General features: G+C 40.0%; 15 protein-coding genes. 2 read left to right on the top strand and 13 right to left on the bottom strand.

Going from position 1 to position 16,740, the window contains the following annotated elements; translation table 11 throughout:
- Positions 1 to 52: 52 nt before the first annotated feature.
- Together ACS5PU_RS10740 and ACS5PU_RS10735 are read right to left on the bottom strand one after the other, a co-directional pair.
- Positions 53 to 2,032 carry a fumarate reductase/succinate dehydrogenase flavoprotein subunit gene (locus ACS5PU_RS10740; protein WP_439459284.1) on the bottom strand — a complete coding sequence of 660 codons (1,980 nt, stop codon included), beginning with the start codon at positions 2,030 to 2,032 and terminating at the stop codon, positions 53 to 55.
- 19 nt (positions 2,033 to 2,051) lie between these two features.
- Positions 2,052 to 2,732: a succinate dehydrogenase cytochrome b subunit gene (locus tag ACS5PU_RS10735; RefSeq protein ID WP_439459283.1), complete on the bottom strand. Its 681-nt coding sequence runs from the start codon at positions 2,730 to 2,732 to the stop codon at positions 2,052 to 2,054.
- A 345-nt stretch (positions 2,733 to 3,077) separates the two neighbouring features.
- Here ACS5PU_RS10735 and ACS5PU_RS10730 point away from each other — a divergent pair, with 345 nt between their 5' ends.
- The gene (locus tag ACS5PU_RS10730; protein WP_439459282.1) at positions 3,078 to 4,199 is read left to right on the top strand and encodes a TlpA family protein disulfide reductase; all 1,122 of its coding nucleotides are present in this window, start codon (positions 3,078 to 3,080) and stop codon (positions 4,197 to 4,199) included.
- Between the two features lie 89 nt (positions 4,200 to 4,288).
- Here the strand turns inward: ACS5PU_RS10730 and ACS5PU_RS10725 are convergent, their stop codons facing one another.
- The 10 genes from ACS5PU_RS10725 to ACS5PU_RS10680 form a co-directional block, all read right to left on the bottom strand.
- Positions 4,289 to 4,480: a cold-shock protein gene (locus tag ACS5PU_RS10725; RefSeq protein ID WP_113949032.1), complete on the bottom strand. Its 192-nt coding sequence runs from the start codon at positions 4,478 to 4,480 to the stop codon at positions 4,289 to 4,291.
- Between the two features lie 112 nt (positions 4,481 to 4,592).
- The gene (locus ACS5PU_RS10720) at positions 4,593 to 5,195 is read right to left on the bottom strand and encodes a tetratricopeptide repeat protein (RefSeq protein WP_439459281.1); all 603 of its coding nucleotides are present in this window, start codon (positions 5,193 to 5,195) and stop codon (positions 4,593 to 4,595) included.
- A gap of 8 nt (positions 5,196 to 5,203) precedes the next feature.
- On the bottom strand, positions 5,204 to 6,346 hold the full coding sequence (locus ACS5PU_RS10715; RefSeq protein ID WP_439459280.1) for a hypothetical protein: 1,143 nt from the start codon (positions 6,344 to 6,346) through the stop codon (positions 5,204 to 5,206).
- Complete coding sequence (locus ACS5PU_RS10710) at positions 6,325 to 8,478, bottom strand: urea transporter (RefSeq protein WP_439459279.1); 2,154 nt, start codon at positions 8,476 to 8,478, stop codon at positions 6,325 to 6,327. Before ACS5PU_RS10710 ends, ACS5PU_RS10715 begins: the two co-directional genes overlap by 22 nt.
- 8 nt (positions 8,479 to 8,486) lie before the next feature.
- Positions 8,487 to 9,830, bottom strand: coding sequence for a hypothetical protein (locus ACS5PU_RS10705; RefSeq protein WP_439459278.1), 1,344 nt, complete (start codon positions 9,828 to 9,830; stop codon positions 8,487 to 8,489).
- 125 nt (positions 9,831 to 9,955) lie between these two features.
- Positions 9,956 to 11,023, bottom strand: coding sequence for an ATP-grasp domain-containing protein (locus ACS5PU_RS10700; protein WP_439459277.1), 1,068 nt, complete (start codon positions 11,021 to 11,023; stop codon positions 9,956 to 9,958).
- Positions 11,024 to 11,042: 19 nt separating this feature from the next.
- A complete protein-coding gene (locus ACS5PU_RS10695) occupies positions 11,043 to 11,285 on the bottom strand; it encodes a PqqD family protein (protein WP_439459276.1) in 243 nt (80 codons plus the stop codon).
- Positions 11,282 to 11,983, bottom strand: coding sequence for a LytR/AlgR family response regulator transcription factor (locus ACS5PU_RS10690; protein WP_439459275.1), 702 nt, complete (start codon positions 11,981 to 11,983; stop codon positions 11,282 to 11,284). The genes ACS5PU_RS10695 and ACS5PU_RS10690 overlap by 4 nt, the downstream gene beginning before the upstream one ends.
- A 2-nt stretch (positions 11,984 to 11,985) precedes the next feature.
- On the bottom strand, positions 11,986 to 13,173 hold the full coding sequence (locus ACS5PU_RS10685; RefSeq protein ID WP_439459274.1) for a sensor histidine kinase: 1,188 nt from the start codon (positions 13,171 to 13,173) through the stop codon (positions 11,986 to 11,988).
- Between the two features lie 55 nt (positions 13,174 to 13,228).
- Positions 13,229 to 13,738, bottom strand: coding sequence for a hypothetical protein (locus ACS5PU_RS10680; protein WP_439459273.1), 510 nt, complete (start codon positions 13,736 to 13,738; stop codon positions 13,229 to 13,231).
- 864 nt (positions 13,739 to 14,602) lie between these two features.
- On the opposite strand from ACS5PU_RS10680, the gene ACS5PU_RS10675 reads away from it, so the two are divergent.
- Positions 14,603 to 14,947: a four-helix bundle copper-binding protein gene (locus ACS5PU_RS10675; RefSeq protein ID WP_439459272.1), complete on the top strand. Its 345-nt coding sequence runs from the start codon at positions 14,603 to 14,605 to the stop codon at positions 14,945 to 14,947.
- 61 nt (positions 14,948 to 15,008) lie between these two features.
- Here the strand turns inward: ACS5PU_RS10675 and ACS5PU_RS10670 are convergent, their stop codons facing one another.
- Positions 15,009 to 16,559 (bottom strand): trypsin-like peptidase domain-containing protein, encoded by a 1,551-nt coding sequence (locus ACS5PU_RS10670; protein WP_439459271.1) that lies wholly within the window; start codon positions 16,557 to 16,559, stop codon positions 15,009 to 15,011.
- Between the last annotated feature and the right edge of the window lie 181 nt (positions 16,560 to 16,740).

Raw genomic sequence — 16,740 nt, 5'->3', positions numbered from 1 at the left:
TAGCGTTTGGCGTTTGGCAGATATCCGCTTTACGCTAACGCTGTGCGCGTCACTATTTATAACTTCTTTGTGCTACTTTAATATTTTCAAACTTCAGTTCTTCTTTGTGAAGCTCGAAGTTTACACCTTCTTTAAATTCCCATGCGGCTACGTATGCGTAGTTTACGTCATCACGTAATGCCTCTCCTTCTTCTGTTTGATATTCTTCACGGAAGTGACCACCACAGCTTTCGTTACGGTTTAACGCATCGATACACATTAACTCGCCCAATTCGATAAAATCGGCCACGCGGCCAGCTTTTTCCAACTCGGTATTTAACTCATCTGCGGTTCCAGGTACGCGAACATCACTCCAGAATTCAGCACGCAAGGCCCTGATTTCCTGAATAGCTTCGTTTAAGCCTTTTTCGTTACGCGCCATACCACATTTCTCCCACATAATGTGGCCTAAACGTTTGTGGAAATGATCTACAGATTTTGTTCCTTTAATGTTGATCAAAGTATTTAAAATTCCTTTTGCCTTTGCTTCAGCCTCCACAAATGCAGGGTGATCTGTAGGAATGGCTTTTGTTGAAATTTCTTTCGATAAATATGCACCGATTGTATAAGGCAATACGAAATAACCATCGGCCAAACCTTGCATCAATGCAGATGCACCTAAGCGGTTGGCACCATGATCAGAGAAGTTAGCCTCACCTGTACAATATAATCCTTCAACGCTGGTCATTAAGTTATAATCAACCCATAAACCTCCCATAGTATAGTGAACAGCAGGATAAATACGCATTGGCGTTTCGTAAGGATTTTCTCCGGTAATCTGCGCATACATATCGAACAGGTTACCATATTTTTCCTTAATTACCTCAGTACCTAAGCGCATGCAGGTTTCTTTATCTGGATTATGGTTACCAGCCTTAGCAGCTTCGATTTTACCATAACGTTCGGTATTGGCTTTGAAATCAAGATATACAGCCAATTTAGAAGCACCAACACCATAACCGGCATCGCAACGCTCTTTAGCTGCACGCGATGCAACATCACGCGGCACTAAGTTACCAAAAGCAGGGTAACGGCGCTCTAAATAATAATCTCTTTCATCTTCAGGAATTTCTGAGGCTTTACGGTTATCATCTTTCTTTTTCGGAACCCAGATACGTCCATCGTTACGTAACGATTCAGACATCAGGGTTAATTTAGATTGGTGATCGCCTGAAACAGGGATACAGGTTGGGTGAATTTGTGTATAGCAAGGGTTTGCAAAGTAAGCACCTTGTTTGTGCGCTTTCCATGCAGCAGTTACGTTACTGCCCATTGCATTGGTAGAAAGATAAAATACGTTTCCGTAACCACCTGTACCCAATACTACTGCATGTCCAAAGTGACGTTCGATTTCGCCTGTAATTAAGTTACGGGCAATAATACCACGTGCCTTGCCATCAATTTTAACCACTTCAAGCATTTCGTGGCGGGTGTACATTTCTACTTTACCCATACCAATCTGGCGTTCTAAAGCAGAATATGCTCCTAATAATAACTGCTGACCGGTTTGGCCTGCTGCATAAAAAGTACGTTGAACCTGTGTACCACCGAATGAACGGTTATCCAATAGGCCACCATATTCGCGGGCTAAGGGTACACCTTGAGCCACACATTGATCGATAATATTGGCACTTACCTCTGCTAAGCGGTGAACGTTGGCTTCGCGGGCACGGTAATCGCCTCCTTTAATTGTATCGTAGAAAAGACGGTAAACACTATCACCATCGTTTTGATAATTTTTTGCTGCGTTAATACCACCCTGTGCAGCAATTGAGTGTGCTCTACGGGGCGAATCCTGAAAACAGAAACATTTTACTTTGTAACCCATTTCGGCCAAAGTGGCTGCTGCCGAAGCACCTGCTAAACCCGAGCCTACAATAATTACCTCAATTGTTCTTTTGTTCGATGGGTTAACCAAAGGCACAGAAGACTTGAACTTAGTCCATTTGTTTGTTAATTCGCCTTCTGGAATATTTGAATTAATATCTGACATATCTCTTTTGTGCTAAAAACTAATTAATTAAACCTGCATAAACTGCAATTGGCATAGCGGCGAAAAGGATCGAAATAATAATCGAATACCAAACGCCTAAGCCTTTTATTATACCGTTATATTTTGAGTGGTTCCAACCCATTGTTTGGAAAGCCGAAGCAAAACCATGCAACAAGTGGTAGCATAAAGAAAACATAGCTAAAATATAAACAGCAACTCTTACTGGGTCCTGAAATTTTTCTTTCATTACAGCATAAAGATCTTCATGTCCGTTAGCATCTACGGTTGGGATACCGGTGAAGCGAGAAACAACCCAAAAATCTTTTAAGTGAACCACCAAAAAGATAAGCAAAAGCGTACCTAGCAAACCCATTGAGCGGCTATACCATTTACTGTTTGCCTTACCATCGTTTACCGCATATTTAACCGGTCTGGCTTTTTGATTTTGCAATGTTAATCTTAATGCCTGAAAAATATGCGCAAGCAAACCAATAAACAAAACAATCTCACCTGCCCGTATAATCCAGTTTGTGGCCATAAAATGTGCGCCAACATTAAAAGTCAGTCCACCGTCGTTAATAAAAATTAAAGCATTAATACCGCAGTGTACAATTAAAAAAAGTATCAGGAACAAACCTGTAATACCCATGATGAATTTCTTCCCTATGGAAGAAGAAAAAGCATTTCCGAAACCACTCATTTGATTAGGATTTATATCTAAATTTCTTGCAAAAGTATCTAATTATGAGTTTAATTTATAAACGATTATGACAAAACAACGATAAAACATTTATTTAGAAACATTCTAAAGCATATTCGTAAATATTCGAAAGATTTTGGGATTATTTGTGCTTTCGGTATTGATAAATGGGGTTGAACTAAATCATTTTACCTAGAGAAGCGGGGTACCTTGAGATATTTTCTGCTTTAATAACTGGAGATACAGGTGGATAATCGCTATGAAGAAAATAATTTAAACGCTGAATTCTTAACCCTAAAAAAACAACTAATCTTTTCGTTATATTGCGCTTACCAAATTTTTATTATGAAAAGTCATCTTTATTTTATTGCCCTCATTGCCTGTTTGTTCGCATCATGCGATCCGGCTCCAGCCACCTTTAATGTAGAAACAAAAAACTTCGGTCCTAATGCGGTAATAACTATCCAAAGTTCGGAAAACAGCGAGACTGTTAAGGTCGAAAATGTCACAAATGGTAAACAGCATTTCAAAGTTAATGTGTTTAAAAAAGGCTATGCTATTTTAAGAACCGAAGACGGAGAAAAAAAACGAGATTATTACTTTTACTTAGACAAAGGGAATTTCGATGTTGTGCTGGATGGTGCAGATACCAAATCATATCCTTTTAAAAGCCTACCCTCAAAAAAAGGCGAAGAATTTAAAGATTTCTATGCAATACACGAAAACCTGACCAAAAATCTGATGGACAGTTTGAACATTGTAGAAGATGAACTAGACCATGCAAATCCAGACAACATTATGGAGCGGGCTAAAAAAGTTGACAAATGGAGGGAGAAAAAGATCCATTTTGAATTTGATGCCATAAAAGCCTTTGCCAAAAAGTTTCCAGGCTCTGAGCTTAGCCTTTTTTTACTGGAAAGGCTTGGCCGGGCTGATAGTGAACCTGTTCTATACGCTTCAATTATCAACAGTTTAGACCATGATATAAAAGAAAGCAGACGAGGCAAAGAACTGTTAAAAGAAACCGAGCAGGCCAGTAAAATGATGGCAGGGAGCAAAATGCCTGAAATAGAAGGCACAAACCCCGAAGGCAAAAAGTTCGATCCGAAAATTTTAAAGAAAGTAAATCTATTTATCTGCTGGACATCCTACAGTTCGAAAAGCAGAGAAAACAATCGGGTATTGACCTCGCTCTATGAAAAATACAAAAATAAAGATGTAGAGTTTATTGGCATTTCCTTCGATAAAAAAAGAGATTGGTGGGTAAACGTAATTAAAGATGATAAGCTAACCTGGCCACAATATGCCGATTTAAAGGGGGCTAAATCTCCAAATGCAAAAAACTTAAGCAATTATAGCATCACCTATTTCTTTTTAACGGATAAAAACGGTACTGTATTAAGCAACAATGATTTAAACCTGGATTTTGTTAATGACGAAATCAGCAAGAACCTGGAAGGCAGATAATTTAATAAAGTAGCCATTTCAATATTGATTGCATAAAAAAAGTCCCGGTTTGCACCGGGACTTTTTACGATTTATGTGTTTGAGTTTTCTTAAGCTACTTTAACATTTACCGCGTTTAGGCCTTTTCTACCTTCTTCTACATCGTAGTTTACGGTATCATTCTCACGAATGTTATCGATTAAGCCTGAAGCATGAACAAAAATCTCGGCATCGCCATTAGATGGGACGATAAATCCAAAACCTTTAGTTTCATTAAAAAATTTTACTGTTCCTTGTTGCATTATATTGTATTTTAATTTGCACCAAAGATATGGTTAAATACCTATAAATCAATTTTTTATTTTTTAATATATAAATAATTGCTAAATATATTGATTGATTGCCTTTTAGGCCCTATTTAGCGGCCCTATTTAGTCCATCCGTACTGGATGCATCACCCGGTTTTATCAATAATGCACGTTCAAAACAGGCCTTCGCTTCTGCTTTTCTGCCTAAAAAGAACAGCGACCAGCCCAACATATGATTACCATCGTAATCAAATGGATAGAGCGCCACTACTTTGGCAAAATACTTAGTTGCCGCAGCATATTGTTTTCTGTTGTAAATAATTACGCCTGCCCAATAGTTCGCCTGGGTATTCTGTGGATCTATTTTAAGTATGTTGTTGTATTGCTCCATTACTTTATCCCAGCTACTGAGCAGCGAAAGTGCCTTTATCAGGCCAAATCTGGCTTCAACAGCGTTAGGCCTGGAGCTGATAGCCCTATTGTAGTAATTTTGCGATGCGGTATAATTTTTGGCCAGATAATATAGCCAGCCGATCCTCAAATTGGCTTCGTAGTTACCTTCGGCATAAAAAGGCATAATGTAGCTAATGGCTTCGGCGTAATTCTTTTTGCTTTCTTCATTGTAGCTATTCTGAAACGCCTTCTGCAAAGCGGCATTGGTTTGGGCATTTACCTCAAGCACCGATAAGCCAAGAACTGCAAATACCATAAATCGCTTTAAAAATTCCATGTAATGCCTCCGTTGATTGAGTGTTGTAAATAGTTAAATTTAAATATATTATCAGATTTACGTTCAAATGTATAATTCAAACCTAAAAGTAGGTGCTGTTTTAACAAAAAATAACAGTTGGCCCCTGCCTTAAACTTCGTTTTATCAAATCCGTTGTAAATGTACAGGGCATCGGCCTCGGCATAGTTGTACTGATTGCCCAGCGTAACCATCCCCTCGAACCAAAGTTTGGTAATAGGCTTAAATCCAAATACCTGCTGCACCACAATATTATGTTCATCAAGTACATCAACAAGAGAGAAACGGGTGGTGCTGTAAAAATCTAAATTACCTGAAATATACTTTACAAACCTTAAATTATATTGTCTTGTTTTCTCATCGCCTATTTGGGATAAAATAAAATCGCCCTGCAGATCATTGCCATCACCTGTGTATTTTACCCCCAGCAAGGTTGCATTATTCTGATAAACCAATTGGCGCAGATTGGACCGCATGTAGTGATAGGCACCAAGAAAGCTAATTCTGCGGAGAGGGGTATAACTTAATTTAGCGTAGTAGCCCGGCTGCGCAATATTATCATCGTGTATTGGCTGGTTATAATAAGAAAATGAGCTGGATAAATTTAATCGGTAACCAAGGTTCATGTTTACAAAAGCCCTAGAGTAAGCGGAATTTCCGCGCTCGTAAATATTGGTAAATTTTATTCCACTTTCTGCACCTATTGAAGTGAACTGAACATGGTTCAAACGCTTACCTTCTACTACATTTGTATCCAAGTAAGCCGCCAAATATCGGGCAGGCTCAAATCTATTTAAATAAGTATTACACAAATAGGCATAATAAAGCGCAATTTGATTATGCTTATCACTATCTAAAACCTTATTGTACTGGGCAAGTGCATCTACATAATTTTCGCGCACAAAAGAAGCATAGGCCAACCTTAACCTCAGCAATGGGAAATCTTCGCCATTGTTGATAGCTTCTTTGCCGAACGCAATCAGCTTTTGCCACTCTGCAGCATTAAACAAAGCCAAAGAAGTGCTATCGGCCTTTTGGTAGTTGGTTTGTGCTTTGCCAATTGTTATAAAAACAATTAAAAGCAAAGCGGTTAAACGGAGCTTGTTTCCCATTTTACTTTAACTTTTTCGTTTTTATTTTGGATAATCAATTCGCTAATGCCTTTATTTTCGACCTTGATTGTAGCCGCAAAATCCTGTTTTTTCTTCCCAAACATTTCTTTACCTGCCTCTACTGCTACTATTACCCCATTTCCTTCCTGTTTGATTGTGTTGGTGTAAATGTTTTTGGTAAAGCTGTAAAAAGGAGCTACCAAATCTTGCAGCCAAAGTGATGGCTTAAAGCCTACTGCATCGAGGGCATAACTATCGGCAACGGGCTGCATCGAATAGTTTATTTTATAAGCAGCTAGGAAAAACAGGAAAAGTATTGAATTTTTGTCACCATAAAACCTAGTAAAATAAAATATGTTGGCATTGTTTACAAAATAGGCAACAGCTCCGCTTTCTCGGCAAAAAAAGTAGGTAGCATTGTATTCATCGGTTAATACTTCGCAGGTTTCTTCTTTTCCTTTGTTGTTGGTTAGCTTAACAATATAACCCGGCTGAAAGTGAAAAGCATTTTTTAAATATGGATTTATTTCTGGCCTTTCAACGGTTTCTCCAACCAACGGAATTTCGAATGTTTTCAATTCCTTTTGGCTGTTTGCGGTAAAATAGGCAAATGGGTAAGCCAATGTTTTTGAACCAATATAAGGGGTAGCCTGTACCTGAAAATGTAAATGCGGCTCGGGCGATCGGCCAGAATTACCACAAAGGGCAATAATATCGCCTTGTTTTACATAATCTCCAACTTTAACTTTAATGCTGTTCTTTTTTAAATGGGAAACTTTGCTGAACAAGTTTTCGGCATGCTTAATCACTACGGTATTCCCCCAGTTTTGCTGTAGGTTAATCTGACCGATAACATTATCTTCGATATGGTTAACCGCTTCTTCCACAACCCCATCTCCTACGGCCAAAACGGGCTTATTGTAACAATAATAGTCTTCTGGCTCTATTCCAGGCAGCTCATAACTTTTATGATCGATATCTTCCAGTACAAAATCCAATGCATGCTGCCAGTCGCCTTTATGGGTAATTTCGCCTTCATAACCTTGAGAAACTATCCACGGCCCCATAAAAGGAAGACTAAAATTGAAATATTTAAATTCTTTAAGTCTGTGCTGCCCATTTAAAAATTGGTATAAATTGGTTTCTGGCGAATAGTTTTGCCAAGGGGTAAGCTGAAGTTTTACTGCGCTTTTCCTCAGCATAAAAAAATATAACAAACCAATGGTAAGCATACAGAAAGGCATAGAAAATACCGGAAGGTTATACAGTAACAGTATGCGCGAAAGGCCATTTAAAACCAGAAAAGCGAGTGGTATAACAGCAACGGCCAACAAATAGGAGCGCCAGGACGGGATGAGGAAAAAGCCACCAATGGCACAACTTACCATCATAAAATTTGCCCCCAAATGATAATGGCTGATACCATCGGGGTATACACCTATAAGACTGTTAATAGCGCAGGAGCTGATAAAACCAATGAGCAGCAAACTAAAACCAATGCGCGAATGTATAAAAAAGCCAATGCTGATCAGCAGGCCTGCAAGTACACTATTTTGAAATAAAACTGCACTCACCGACCTAAAAAAGAGTAAAACATAAGCCGATAAACCCAAATGATCAAAATAGTGGCAAAGTTTTGCAAAATGACCGGGCGCATTGGTATTGAGCTCGAACATTAGCGAACTGCTTTTTTGCATTAACCCCATGCCGACATATCCGTTTACTGCAATTAAAACCACCCAAAACGTAACTACAAAAGGTATAGATAGGGTTGGCAGCGCATACTTACCCAAAATGGCAGTAAGATTGACACTCAAAACCACGCATAGCATACAGGATACGGCCAACCAAAGCCAAAAAACGGCTGAGAGGTTAAAGAAAGTACCAAAGCCAATGCCCAACAATAATGAATTAAAACTGTACAGGCCTGATTTAATATCTGCTTTATTAAAACCTAAAGCATTAACCACAACCAACGATGCCATTACAGCACACAAACCCGAAATACCGGCATCAATATTAAAAAAGGAAACCACCAACAATAATGTACCTAAAATCCTGTTCTGCGAGAAGAATAAGATTGCATAGCTATTTAAAGCTGCACCAAGGTAATATTGCAGGTGTTTTTTCAAATCTTTATTTACTTTAAATAATCAGGTAATTCTTCCATCATTTCTAAATAGGCCAGATTTTCAGGTTTTCTGACCATGTGGCTTTGGCCCTGCATATCGATAAGTACCACCGCAGGCCTCATGTTGATAAACTGCATCCACTGCGTCATGTTATAGGCGCCAACTTTATGCACCACAACATGGTCGCCACGCTCTAATAGCGGAAGTACAATGCTCTCCCTGATCACATCAATATTCATACAAAGCGGACCGAACAGTACGGTTTCTTCGGTATATTGCCCAGCTTCTTTTGCTACGCTGATTTTATGATCGTACCAATTACTCGTAAATAGGATATTAATGCCAAAATCGAGTATAGTTGCCCGTCGGCCATCGCTTAAGCGCTTATTGGCCACCACACTTCCAATTAAATATCCGGCATCATCAATCAGCACACGTCCACTCTCCAAAATCAATAACGGCAGCTCATCGGCCGAAAACCCAAATTCCAAAATAGTACTGGTAATGGCTTCGGCAAAATCATCTACCGAAGGCACAGTGTCAACACCGGGTAAATAAGCCCCTTTTAAAGTATTGGTTGAAGGAAAGCCGCCGCCAAGATCTAAGTATTGCACAGGATTTTGAAGCTCTTTTTTACAGCGCATGGCTAAATGGCAAAGTTTGGTAGCAGCAATACCATAGGCCGTGGTGGCCAACATAAAGGTACCGATATGGCAGTGCAGGCCAACCAGTTCTAGCTTTGTGGCATTAACAATTTTGGTAATCGCTGTCCAGGCCTGGCCATTTTCGTAATTAAAGCCAAAGCGGTCCCAGATGGGATAAACCCCGGTATCAAAATTAACCCTTATGGCTACCTTAGCTGTTTTGTTAAGCCTTTCGCTAATGCGGATAAGCTGGTAAAGCTCATCAAAATGATCGATATGGATCAGCGAATGGTTTTCTATCGCAATGATTAAATCTTCTTCTTTTTTATCGGGGCCGTTAAAAATAATCTGGTGGCCGGCTATCCCATTACCGATGGCTTTATGGTATTCAAATCCCGAAACCACTTCTGCCCAGCTTCCCTCTTGATGGAAAACCCTGCAAACCGCATTTAAATAATTGGTTTTATAGCTCCAGGCAAACTGAACTTTTGGATAACGGGTTTTGAAAGCACGGACAGCCGATTGATAGTTACGCCTGATCTGCTTTTCGGATAACACAAAAACCGGCGAACCATATTGTTCGGCCAAACTTTTTATGGAAATGCCATCAATCGTTTCAACGGGATCAAACTCCGTACGCGTACCAAACTTATTCATCAGCCCGGTATTCATCTTCTTAATGGTTGGTCGTTCGTATTTTTGTTTCATGTTTCTAGCGTTAATTGTTATGGGCTTAAAAGTGTTGTAAGTATCAAGCGGTGAATATCAAGATGTGGTTTTAATAGAGATGACACTTTAAACCATATACCCTAAATCTTCCACCTTAAACCTTCCTACAGTTCTCCAAATGCCGATAGCTTTTGAAATTCTTCTACATCAACAATATTATCCCAGGCATAGCGGATAAACATTTTGCCTGCCTTATATCCGGTTAGTTCTGTCACAGCTTTGCCCAATGCTAAATTAACCAGTGCCATTGGTTGGTTCTGCCCTGCTGCAACCGTTAGGTACACCCAGGCCGGAAACCGCGGATTGACTTCCATAATATACAGTTCTCCTTTATCATTGCTCATTATTTCCAGTTCAAAACCACCCTTCCATGCGGTTGCTTTAGTAAATGCTTTAGCCAGCGCAATCAGGCGTTCATCAGCAATGGTAATGCCCGCCCAGGCCTTGCCTTTTTCGGTAATGTACAGTTTGCGCATTGGAATTATACTTATGGCATTCCCTTTACCATCGCCAAGCCCGGCTATGTTAATTTCTGTTCCTTTGATAAATTGCTGCACAATAACCGGTAAGCCCCATTTGGCCTGAAGTTTGTAAAAAGCCTTATAGGCCTCAGTTATGTTAAGCACATGGTGTGCCTCGTAAAACTTGCCTTTTACCATCAAAGGGAATCCAAATTTACCGGCAGTACCATCAATTTCTGATGCTGCAAAAACGGTCTCATCAGCCGGCACCTTAAAATGATGTTTTTTACCAAATGCACTAAGATTTACTTTATCCCTTTGTTCGAGCTGCTGGTGTGAAGGCAAAAAGGTATGGATACCCACTGCCAGCAGATCTTTTTCCAGCTTGATAAAATTGTACAGTTCGGCATCAAAATTAGGGATGAGCACATTTATTTGCTCTACTTGCTGTATTTGTTCCAGCCGCGCTTTTAAAGCTTCTGTTCCGGCTGTTGGATACGGAATACGGTATGTTTTATCTACCTGATCGGCTAAATAAATGGCTGGTTCTAGGGTTTCGTAAGCCAAACCGATAATCCTGATGTTTTCTCCAAAACCTGTTCTTAATGCACGGATAACAGCTAGGCCAGGGCCAGGGTTATCGTTGGCATTTAAACCTGTAACTGCAATGGTTAGGGTTTTGCTTTTATTTAGATCTGGAGAAACGTACATGATTAGTTTTTGGTTTTGGCTACAAATCTAAAAGATTAGCTTCTTTTAGCTGCAACATATAATCGTCCCAATCCCTTTCCAACTGGCTTTGTTCAACTTCGTAATGATTGAGGATTTTTGCTTTGATCTCAGCTTCACTTATTCCCGACTTCATATCACTTAAAATCTCGGCAGCAATGGCATTACTGGTAAAAGAATCGCCTGTGGCCGGATTAAAAATAAATCCATTTTCGCTTGTTGCTATGTTCGCCTTTAATTTCATATCCCTTTTTGCTGATTAATAAAACCGCTGTATGCATCGCCAATTGGCAGCTCTACATTTATAAGGTTTACTTTTCTATTGTGTATCGATTTAATTTTGGCCAATGCAACAATAAAACTCCTGTGTACGCGGGCAAACTCATCTTCGGGCAATTTTTCCATCACCTTTTTCATGGTCATCAGCGTAAGTATGGGTTTATCGTTACCGCTCAAATAAATTTTAAGGTAATCGCCCATGCTTTCTATATATTCTATATCGCGGAGTACAATCTTGATCATTTTATATTCCGAATACACGTATATGCTTTCGTCGCTGATGCTTTCCTGGGTGGCGTTTTTATATTTATGAAAATCAATGGCTTTTTCCACAGCAGCGGTAAACCGGGTAAAATCAATCGGTTTTAACAGATAATCTATGGCCTGAAGCTCATAGCTTTCGAAGGCATAATTTCTGTAGGCCGTGGTAAAAATAATCATCGGACTGTTTACCAGGCTGCGCACCAGCTCTACGCCGGTTATATCGGGCATATTTACATCGACAAAGAGTAAATCGACCGGGTTTTGCTTTAGGTATTCTGCTCCCGACAAGGCATCTTCAAAAACCTGTACCAACTGCAGGCCCGGAAACCTCGATACATAGGTTTTAATCAGTTCAAGCGCTAATGGCTCATCATCAATAGCTACACATTTTAAGGCCATACTTAGCAATTTACACAAAGATTAACAGTAAACATTTCGCCGGTATTTTTCATTGTTAAATTATGCTGATGCGGATAGAGGTGCGTTAACCTTTGGCGGGTATTGGCAATTCCTATCCCCGAGCGTTCTAAATTAGATTTATGTGCATAAATTTTATTCTGACAAGAAAAATCGATTTTTTCGGCATTGATGCTCAAATTAATATTAATTACGGTTTTTTCTTTCTTCGTTACCCCATATTTAAACGCATTTTCGATAAATGTCATAAAAATTAAGGGTGCAATTTTTCTTCCCTCGGGTTTGCCCTGCACGTTAAAGTTGATTTCAGCATCGGCCCCCAGCCTTAACCGCTGCAGTTCGATATAATCGCGTACGCAATCTATCTCATCTTTCAGCATCACAAAATCCTGCGTTACATCGTCGGTTACGTAACGCATAATGTTGGATAATTTCATGATACTCTCTGAGGTATGCTCGCTGTTAATTACCGATTGGGTATAAATGTTATTAAGGGTATTGAATAAAAAATGAGGGTTAATCTGCGCCTTAAGGAACGAAAGTTCGGCAGTAGCTTTTTCGGCTTCGGCCTTTACCACCTTCGATTCGGCCGTTTGCCAGCGCTGAACGGTACTGGTGGCAATGCTCAGCCCCATAATCATAAAGAAAATAAACAGACTGATTACATCAATGTTCATCGGCTGGTGCAGATCTAAAAGGCCATTGGGTTTCTTTAAATTTGGGTCCTGCATCCGTAAATCTTCGTTGGGCAGCGGGCCAAATGGCATTTCAACTTTTGGTCCCATTGCACTGTCTCTACCTGGCTGCAGCGATTGGTTTAACCCTTTGGGCTGCGAATCTGCCGGTGCTTTTAAGTCGGCCAGCACGCTTTTATTGTGCCCCAATAAATTATCATAAGGTTGAGCATAATAAACAAAGCTGAACAGCCCCAAAACAACGGCCACATACAGCAGATACCGTTTTTTGAACATCAGTTTGGGTACCAGAACCAGAGCATTGAAATAAAACATCAACATATAGGTAAGGCAGAACAGCCAATAATAGGGCGATGCCAGCAACAAAAAACTACTTTGCCCCGACTGTTCGTTATTGATGAACAATAGCGGAAAGGTTAGAAATAAAAGCCAACCTGCTATGTGGATAATAAAAGTTGGCGCTTTAAATTGTTGCATATTACAAATTATGATATTTTTTTCGGGCTACGGAGAAAGAAATGCAGGATAAAGTTTAGCTGTAAACCAAACTACCGTGCTGTTCATAATTTACCTCCAAGCTATCGGTAATTTTAACCATGAGGGTTTCGCCATTACTGAGACGCCCTTCGTAACTTAAAATCAGCAGATCGCCAATAATTTCGTGCAGTACCAATTTTGGGCTGGTATAGGTAAGCGAAACCACGTGTGCTGCTTTGTTTAAAAGATCGGAAGAATGGATGCGGAGTTCTGCCCAATCGAATGCAAGGGCTTTGCCATCCAGATCAGCTAAAACAGGCATTTGGTGCGATAAGCTTTCAATGCTGTTCATTACCGCGTACTGAAGCTTTTGGTGTAAGGACCCAGCTTTTTCATTGGCCTGTTGCATTTGCGAAAAGGTATGAAACTGCTGATCTAAACTATATATTTTTGATTTTTTTTGAAACTCCCTGTAGCTGTCATGAAATATCCGTCGTTCAAAATCGGTTCTGCACATGAAATTAAAATACTGTTTTACACTGAGGTTGATGTGAGCTAAAGCCATAATATTCGGTTTTTGTTGCTTATTCAAATATGGAACAATAAAAAAAATTAATTTAAAGTGTATCGGTAAACACTGATTATCAATCGGTAAACAGCGAAGCTAAATCTTGATTATGAAAAACGGATGAATATTGCTTTGCGTATAAAAAACAGCACGGACGAATAGAGATTTAAGGTATTTTAACAATTCGACTTTGTTGGTTATTCATGTAAACAATACCGCTGGACAGCGTCAAAGAGCAATCTGACTAGGTGACAAATTGGGGAAAGAATAGCTAAAAGATAGCTTAATGGTCTGTGAGGACACAGACCATGGGTTCTGGGATTGTACTCGGTTGACAATATGAAGGAAAAGGTGATCTGTGTTCATCCGTGTATTCCATGGCAAAGATAATTTAATGGTCTGTGAGGACACAGACCATGGGTTCTGGGGTTGTACTAGGTTGAAAATATTAAGGAAAAGTGGTCTGTGTCCATCCGTGTATTCCGTGGCAAAGATAATTTAATGGTCTGTGAGGACACAGACCATGGGTTCTGGGGTTGTACTAGGTTGAAAATATTAAGGAAAAGTGGTCTGTGTCCATCCGTGTATTCCGTGGCAAGGATAATTTAATGGTCTGTGAGGACACAGACCATGGGTTCTGGGGTTGTACTAGGTTGAAAATATTAAGGAAAAGTGGTCTGTGTCCATCCGTGTATTCCGTGGCAAAGATAATTTAATGGTCTGTGAGGACACAGACCATGGATTAGGGACACAGACCATGTATTCCGTGGCAAACAATCCCTCATTTCATTTTTTAAAAACAGTTTAATTTCCCGTAGGTTATTAATATACAGAACATTTATAACCAAATTATTTTACCCTATGGAAACCCGAAATAACCACGCCTTAATTCAGGCATTATTAGATTGTGCTTTGGCCTGCGAGCATTGCGCATCCTCGTGTTTAAAGGAGGAAGATATTAACATGATGATTGATTGCATTAAACTCGACAGGGATTGTGCCGATATCTGTACCCAAGCAGCCCGCCTGCTTCAAAGAGAATCAATTATAGCGCACCAGTATTTATTGTTATGCGAAGAAATCTGCAGGCTTTGTGCAGCAGAATGCGGTAAACATGACCATGAGCACTGCAGACAATGTGCTGTAGCGTGCGAGGAATGTGCAGATGCCTGCCACGCCAATCACGAACCTATTCAACAGGATTAAAAAAAAGCGTCCCGATTTAAAAACCGGGACGCTTTCCTAAACTATTTTTTACTTAAATTAATTATTGTGCAGGGAAACTATAATTATAAGATCCTTGCTCGCCAACACCAGAGATGCTTACCATGTTATTTCTTCCTAAAGGCAATGCTTTTTGAACATCGGCAACAGAATTTACCGGTTGTCCATTTACTTTAGTGATAATTAAGCCTTTTTCTACACCAATGTTATCAAAAGCTTTTCCGGTAGTAACGGATGTTACAACCACGCCGCCATTAATGCCATATTTAGCTTTCTGTGCCTGACTTGCCGGTGCAAATGTTGCACCCAATTTGGCCACTTCAGCACCTTTGCTTGCTGTATTATTTGCAGTTAAACCTACACTGGCTTCGCCTTTAAGCGTTACAGTATAATCTTTTAAAGCCCCGTCGCGAAATACCGTTAATTTAACTTTATCGCCTGGGTTTAAGCGGCCAACTCTTTCCTGTAGATCGGGTGAATCGTTAATTACTACACCATCAACTTTTTTGATTACATCACCAGATTTAATACCAGCTGCTGCAGCACCGCCACCCGCAACTACATCATTCACATATAAACCACTGATTTCGTTGGTTTTGATACCTTCTGGTTTCTCTTCGCCACTTAGTGGAACAAAGTTAACACCGATATATCCACGTTTAACCGAACCATATTTCATAAAATCATCCACAATTTTACGGGCAAGGTTAACCGGAATTGCAAAACCATAACCTTGGTTATATCCACTTTGTGAAGCAATTGCTGAGTTGATACCAACAAGTTCGCCATTTGCATTTACCAATGCACCACCGCTGTTACCAGGGTTAATGGCCGCATCTGTCTGGATAAAAGATTCGATGCTGGTATTTGCCGGACGGTCTGGTCTTTTACCTGTACGTTGATATTCGCGGTATTCTTCTTCAGTAATTTCGTTGCCCTGCTGCTCACGGCCAATAATACCGATACTGCGGTTTTTAGCACTTACAATACCGGCGGTTACTGTTGTGTTTAAATCTAACGGGAAACCAACTGCCAAAACCCACTCGCCAACCTGAACATTGTCTGAGTTACCCATTTTTACCACTGGTAAACCTGTAGCGTTTACTTTAATTAGCGCTAAATCGGTATTTGGATCACGGCCAATTACCTTTGCTTCAACTTTACGTCTGTCGGTTAACACCACCTCAACCTTTTCCGCATTTTCTACCACGTGGTTATTGGTAACAATATAACCATCCTGACTGATGATTACCCCAGAACCCGACGCTGCCCTTGGCTGACGTTGTGCCTGACGGCCACCACCACCAAAGAAATCTTCCATCATATCGAATGGCGATGAACTTCTACCGCCTCCGCTCTGCGCAGCATAGGTAGTTTTAATGTGAACCACACCCGGCGCTACAGCGGCTGCAGCCTGCGTAAAATCGGTAGTTCCTGCAGATGATACCTTGAGTGGATTATTTGCGAAATATAAATTCTGTTTTTCAGAAATTGTACTGCCTGTTTGGTTACGCTCAAATAGCTTGTAACCTCCTATTGCTGCCGCCCCACCTATAAAAGCAGCCAACACGGTAATTCCTAAGATTTTTTTCATGTGTCTGTATATTGTTTTTTAAAGCCCCGATCTAAGATAAGCTTATTTGCTAGCTAATTGTTTTAGCTCATCATATTTCGGTTAAAATTATAGTTTGCGAGAGCATTTTTCACTTTGATTTAAGCAGAATGCTCCGGCAGTTTTTATCTGCTCAAATTTTCTTTCGTAAGTTTATTCAAAT

The sequence above is a fragment of the Pedobacter sp. GSP4 genome, assembly GCF_051857575.1.
In the GTDB taxonomy this organism is placed as follows: domain Bacteria; phylum Bacteroidota; class Bacteroidia; order Sphingobacteriales; family Sphingobacteriaceae; genus Pedobacter.
Note: the sequence above shows the minus strand (reverse complement) of the source record. Positions and strands in the feature narration are given on the sequence as shown.

Coding starts and splice junctions, on each gene's coding strand:
- ACS5PU_RS10705 (WP_439459278.1), bottom strand. CDS start 9,830: ATGAAACAAAAATACGAACGACCAACCATTAAGAAGATGAATACCGGG.
- ACS5PU_RS10740 (WP_439459284.1), bottom strand. CDS start 2,032: ATGTCAGATATTAATTCAAATATTCCAGAAGGCGAATTAACAAACAAA.
- ACS5PU_RS10700 (WP_439459277.1), bottom strand. CDS start 11,023: ATGTACGTTTCTCCAGATCTAAATAAAAGCAAAACCCTAACCATTGCA.
- ACS5PU_RS10680 (WP_439459273.1), bottom strand. CDS start 13,738: ATGGCTTTAGCTCACATCAACCTCAGTGTAAAACAGTATTTTAATTTC.
- ACS5PU_RS10730 (WP_439459282.1), top strand. CDS start 3,078: ATGAAAAGTCATCTTTATTTTATTGCCCTCATTGCCTGTTTGTTCGCA.
- ACS5PU_RS10675 (WP_439459272.1), top strand. CDS start 14,603: ATGGAAACCCGAAATAACCACGCCTTAATTCAGGCATTATTAGATTGT.
- ACS5PU_RS10690 (WP_439459275.1), bottom strand. CDS start 11,983: ATGGCCTTAAAATGTGTAGCTATTGATGATGAGCCATTAGCGCTTGAA.
- ACS5PU_RS10735 (WP_439459283.1), bottom strand. CDS start 2,732: ATGAGTGGTTTCGGAAATGCTTTTTCTTCTTCCATAGGGAAGAAATTC.
- ACS5PU_RS10695 (WP_439459276.1), bottom strand. CDS start 11,285: ATGAAATTAAAGGCGAACATAGCAACAAGCGAAAATGGATTTATTTTT.
- ACS5PU_RS10670 (WP_439459271.1), bottom strand. CDS start 16,559: ATGAAAAAAATCTTAGGAATTACCGTGTTGGCTGCTTTTATAGGTGGG.
- ACS5PU_RS10715 (WP_439459280.1), bottom strand. CDS start 6,346: ATGGGAAACAAGCTCCGTTTAACCGCTTTGCTTTTAATTGTTTTTATA.
- ACS5PU_RS10725 (WP_113949032.1), bottom strand. CDS start 4,480: ATGCAACAAGGAACAGTAAAATTTTTTAATGAAACTAAAGGTTTTGGA.
- ACS5PU_RS10685 (WP_439459274.1), bottom strand. CDS start 13,173: ATGCAACAATTTAAAGCGCCAACTTTTATTATCCACATAGCAGGTTGG.
- ACS5PU_RS10720 (WP_439459281.1), bottom strand. CDS start 5,195: ATGGTATTTGCAGTTCTTGGCTTATCGGTGCTTGAGGTAAATGCCCAA.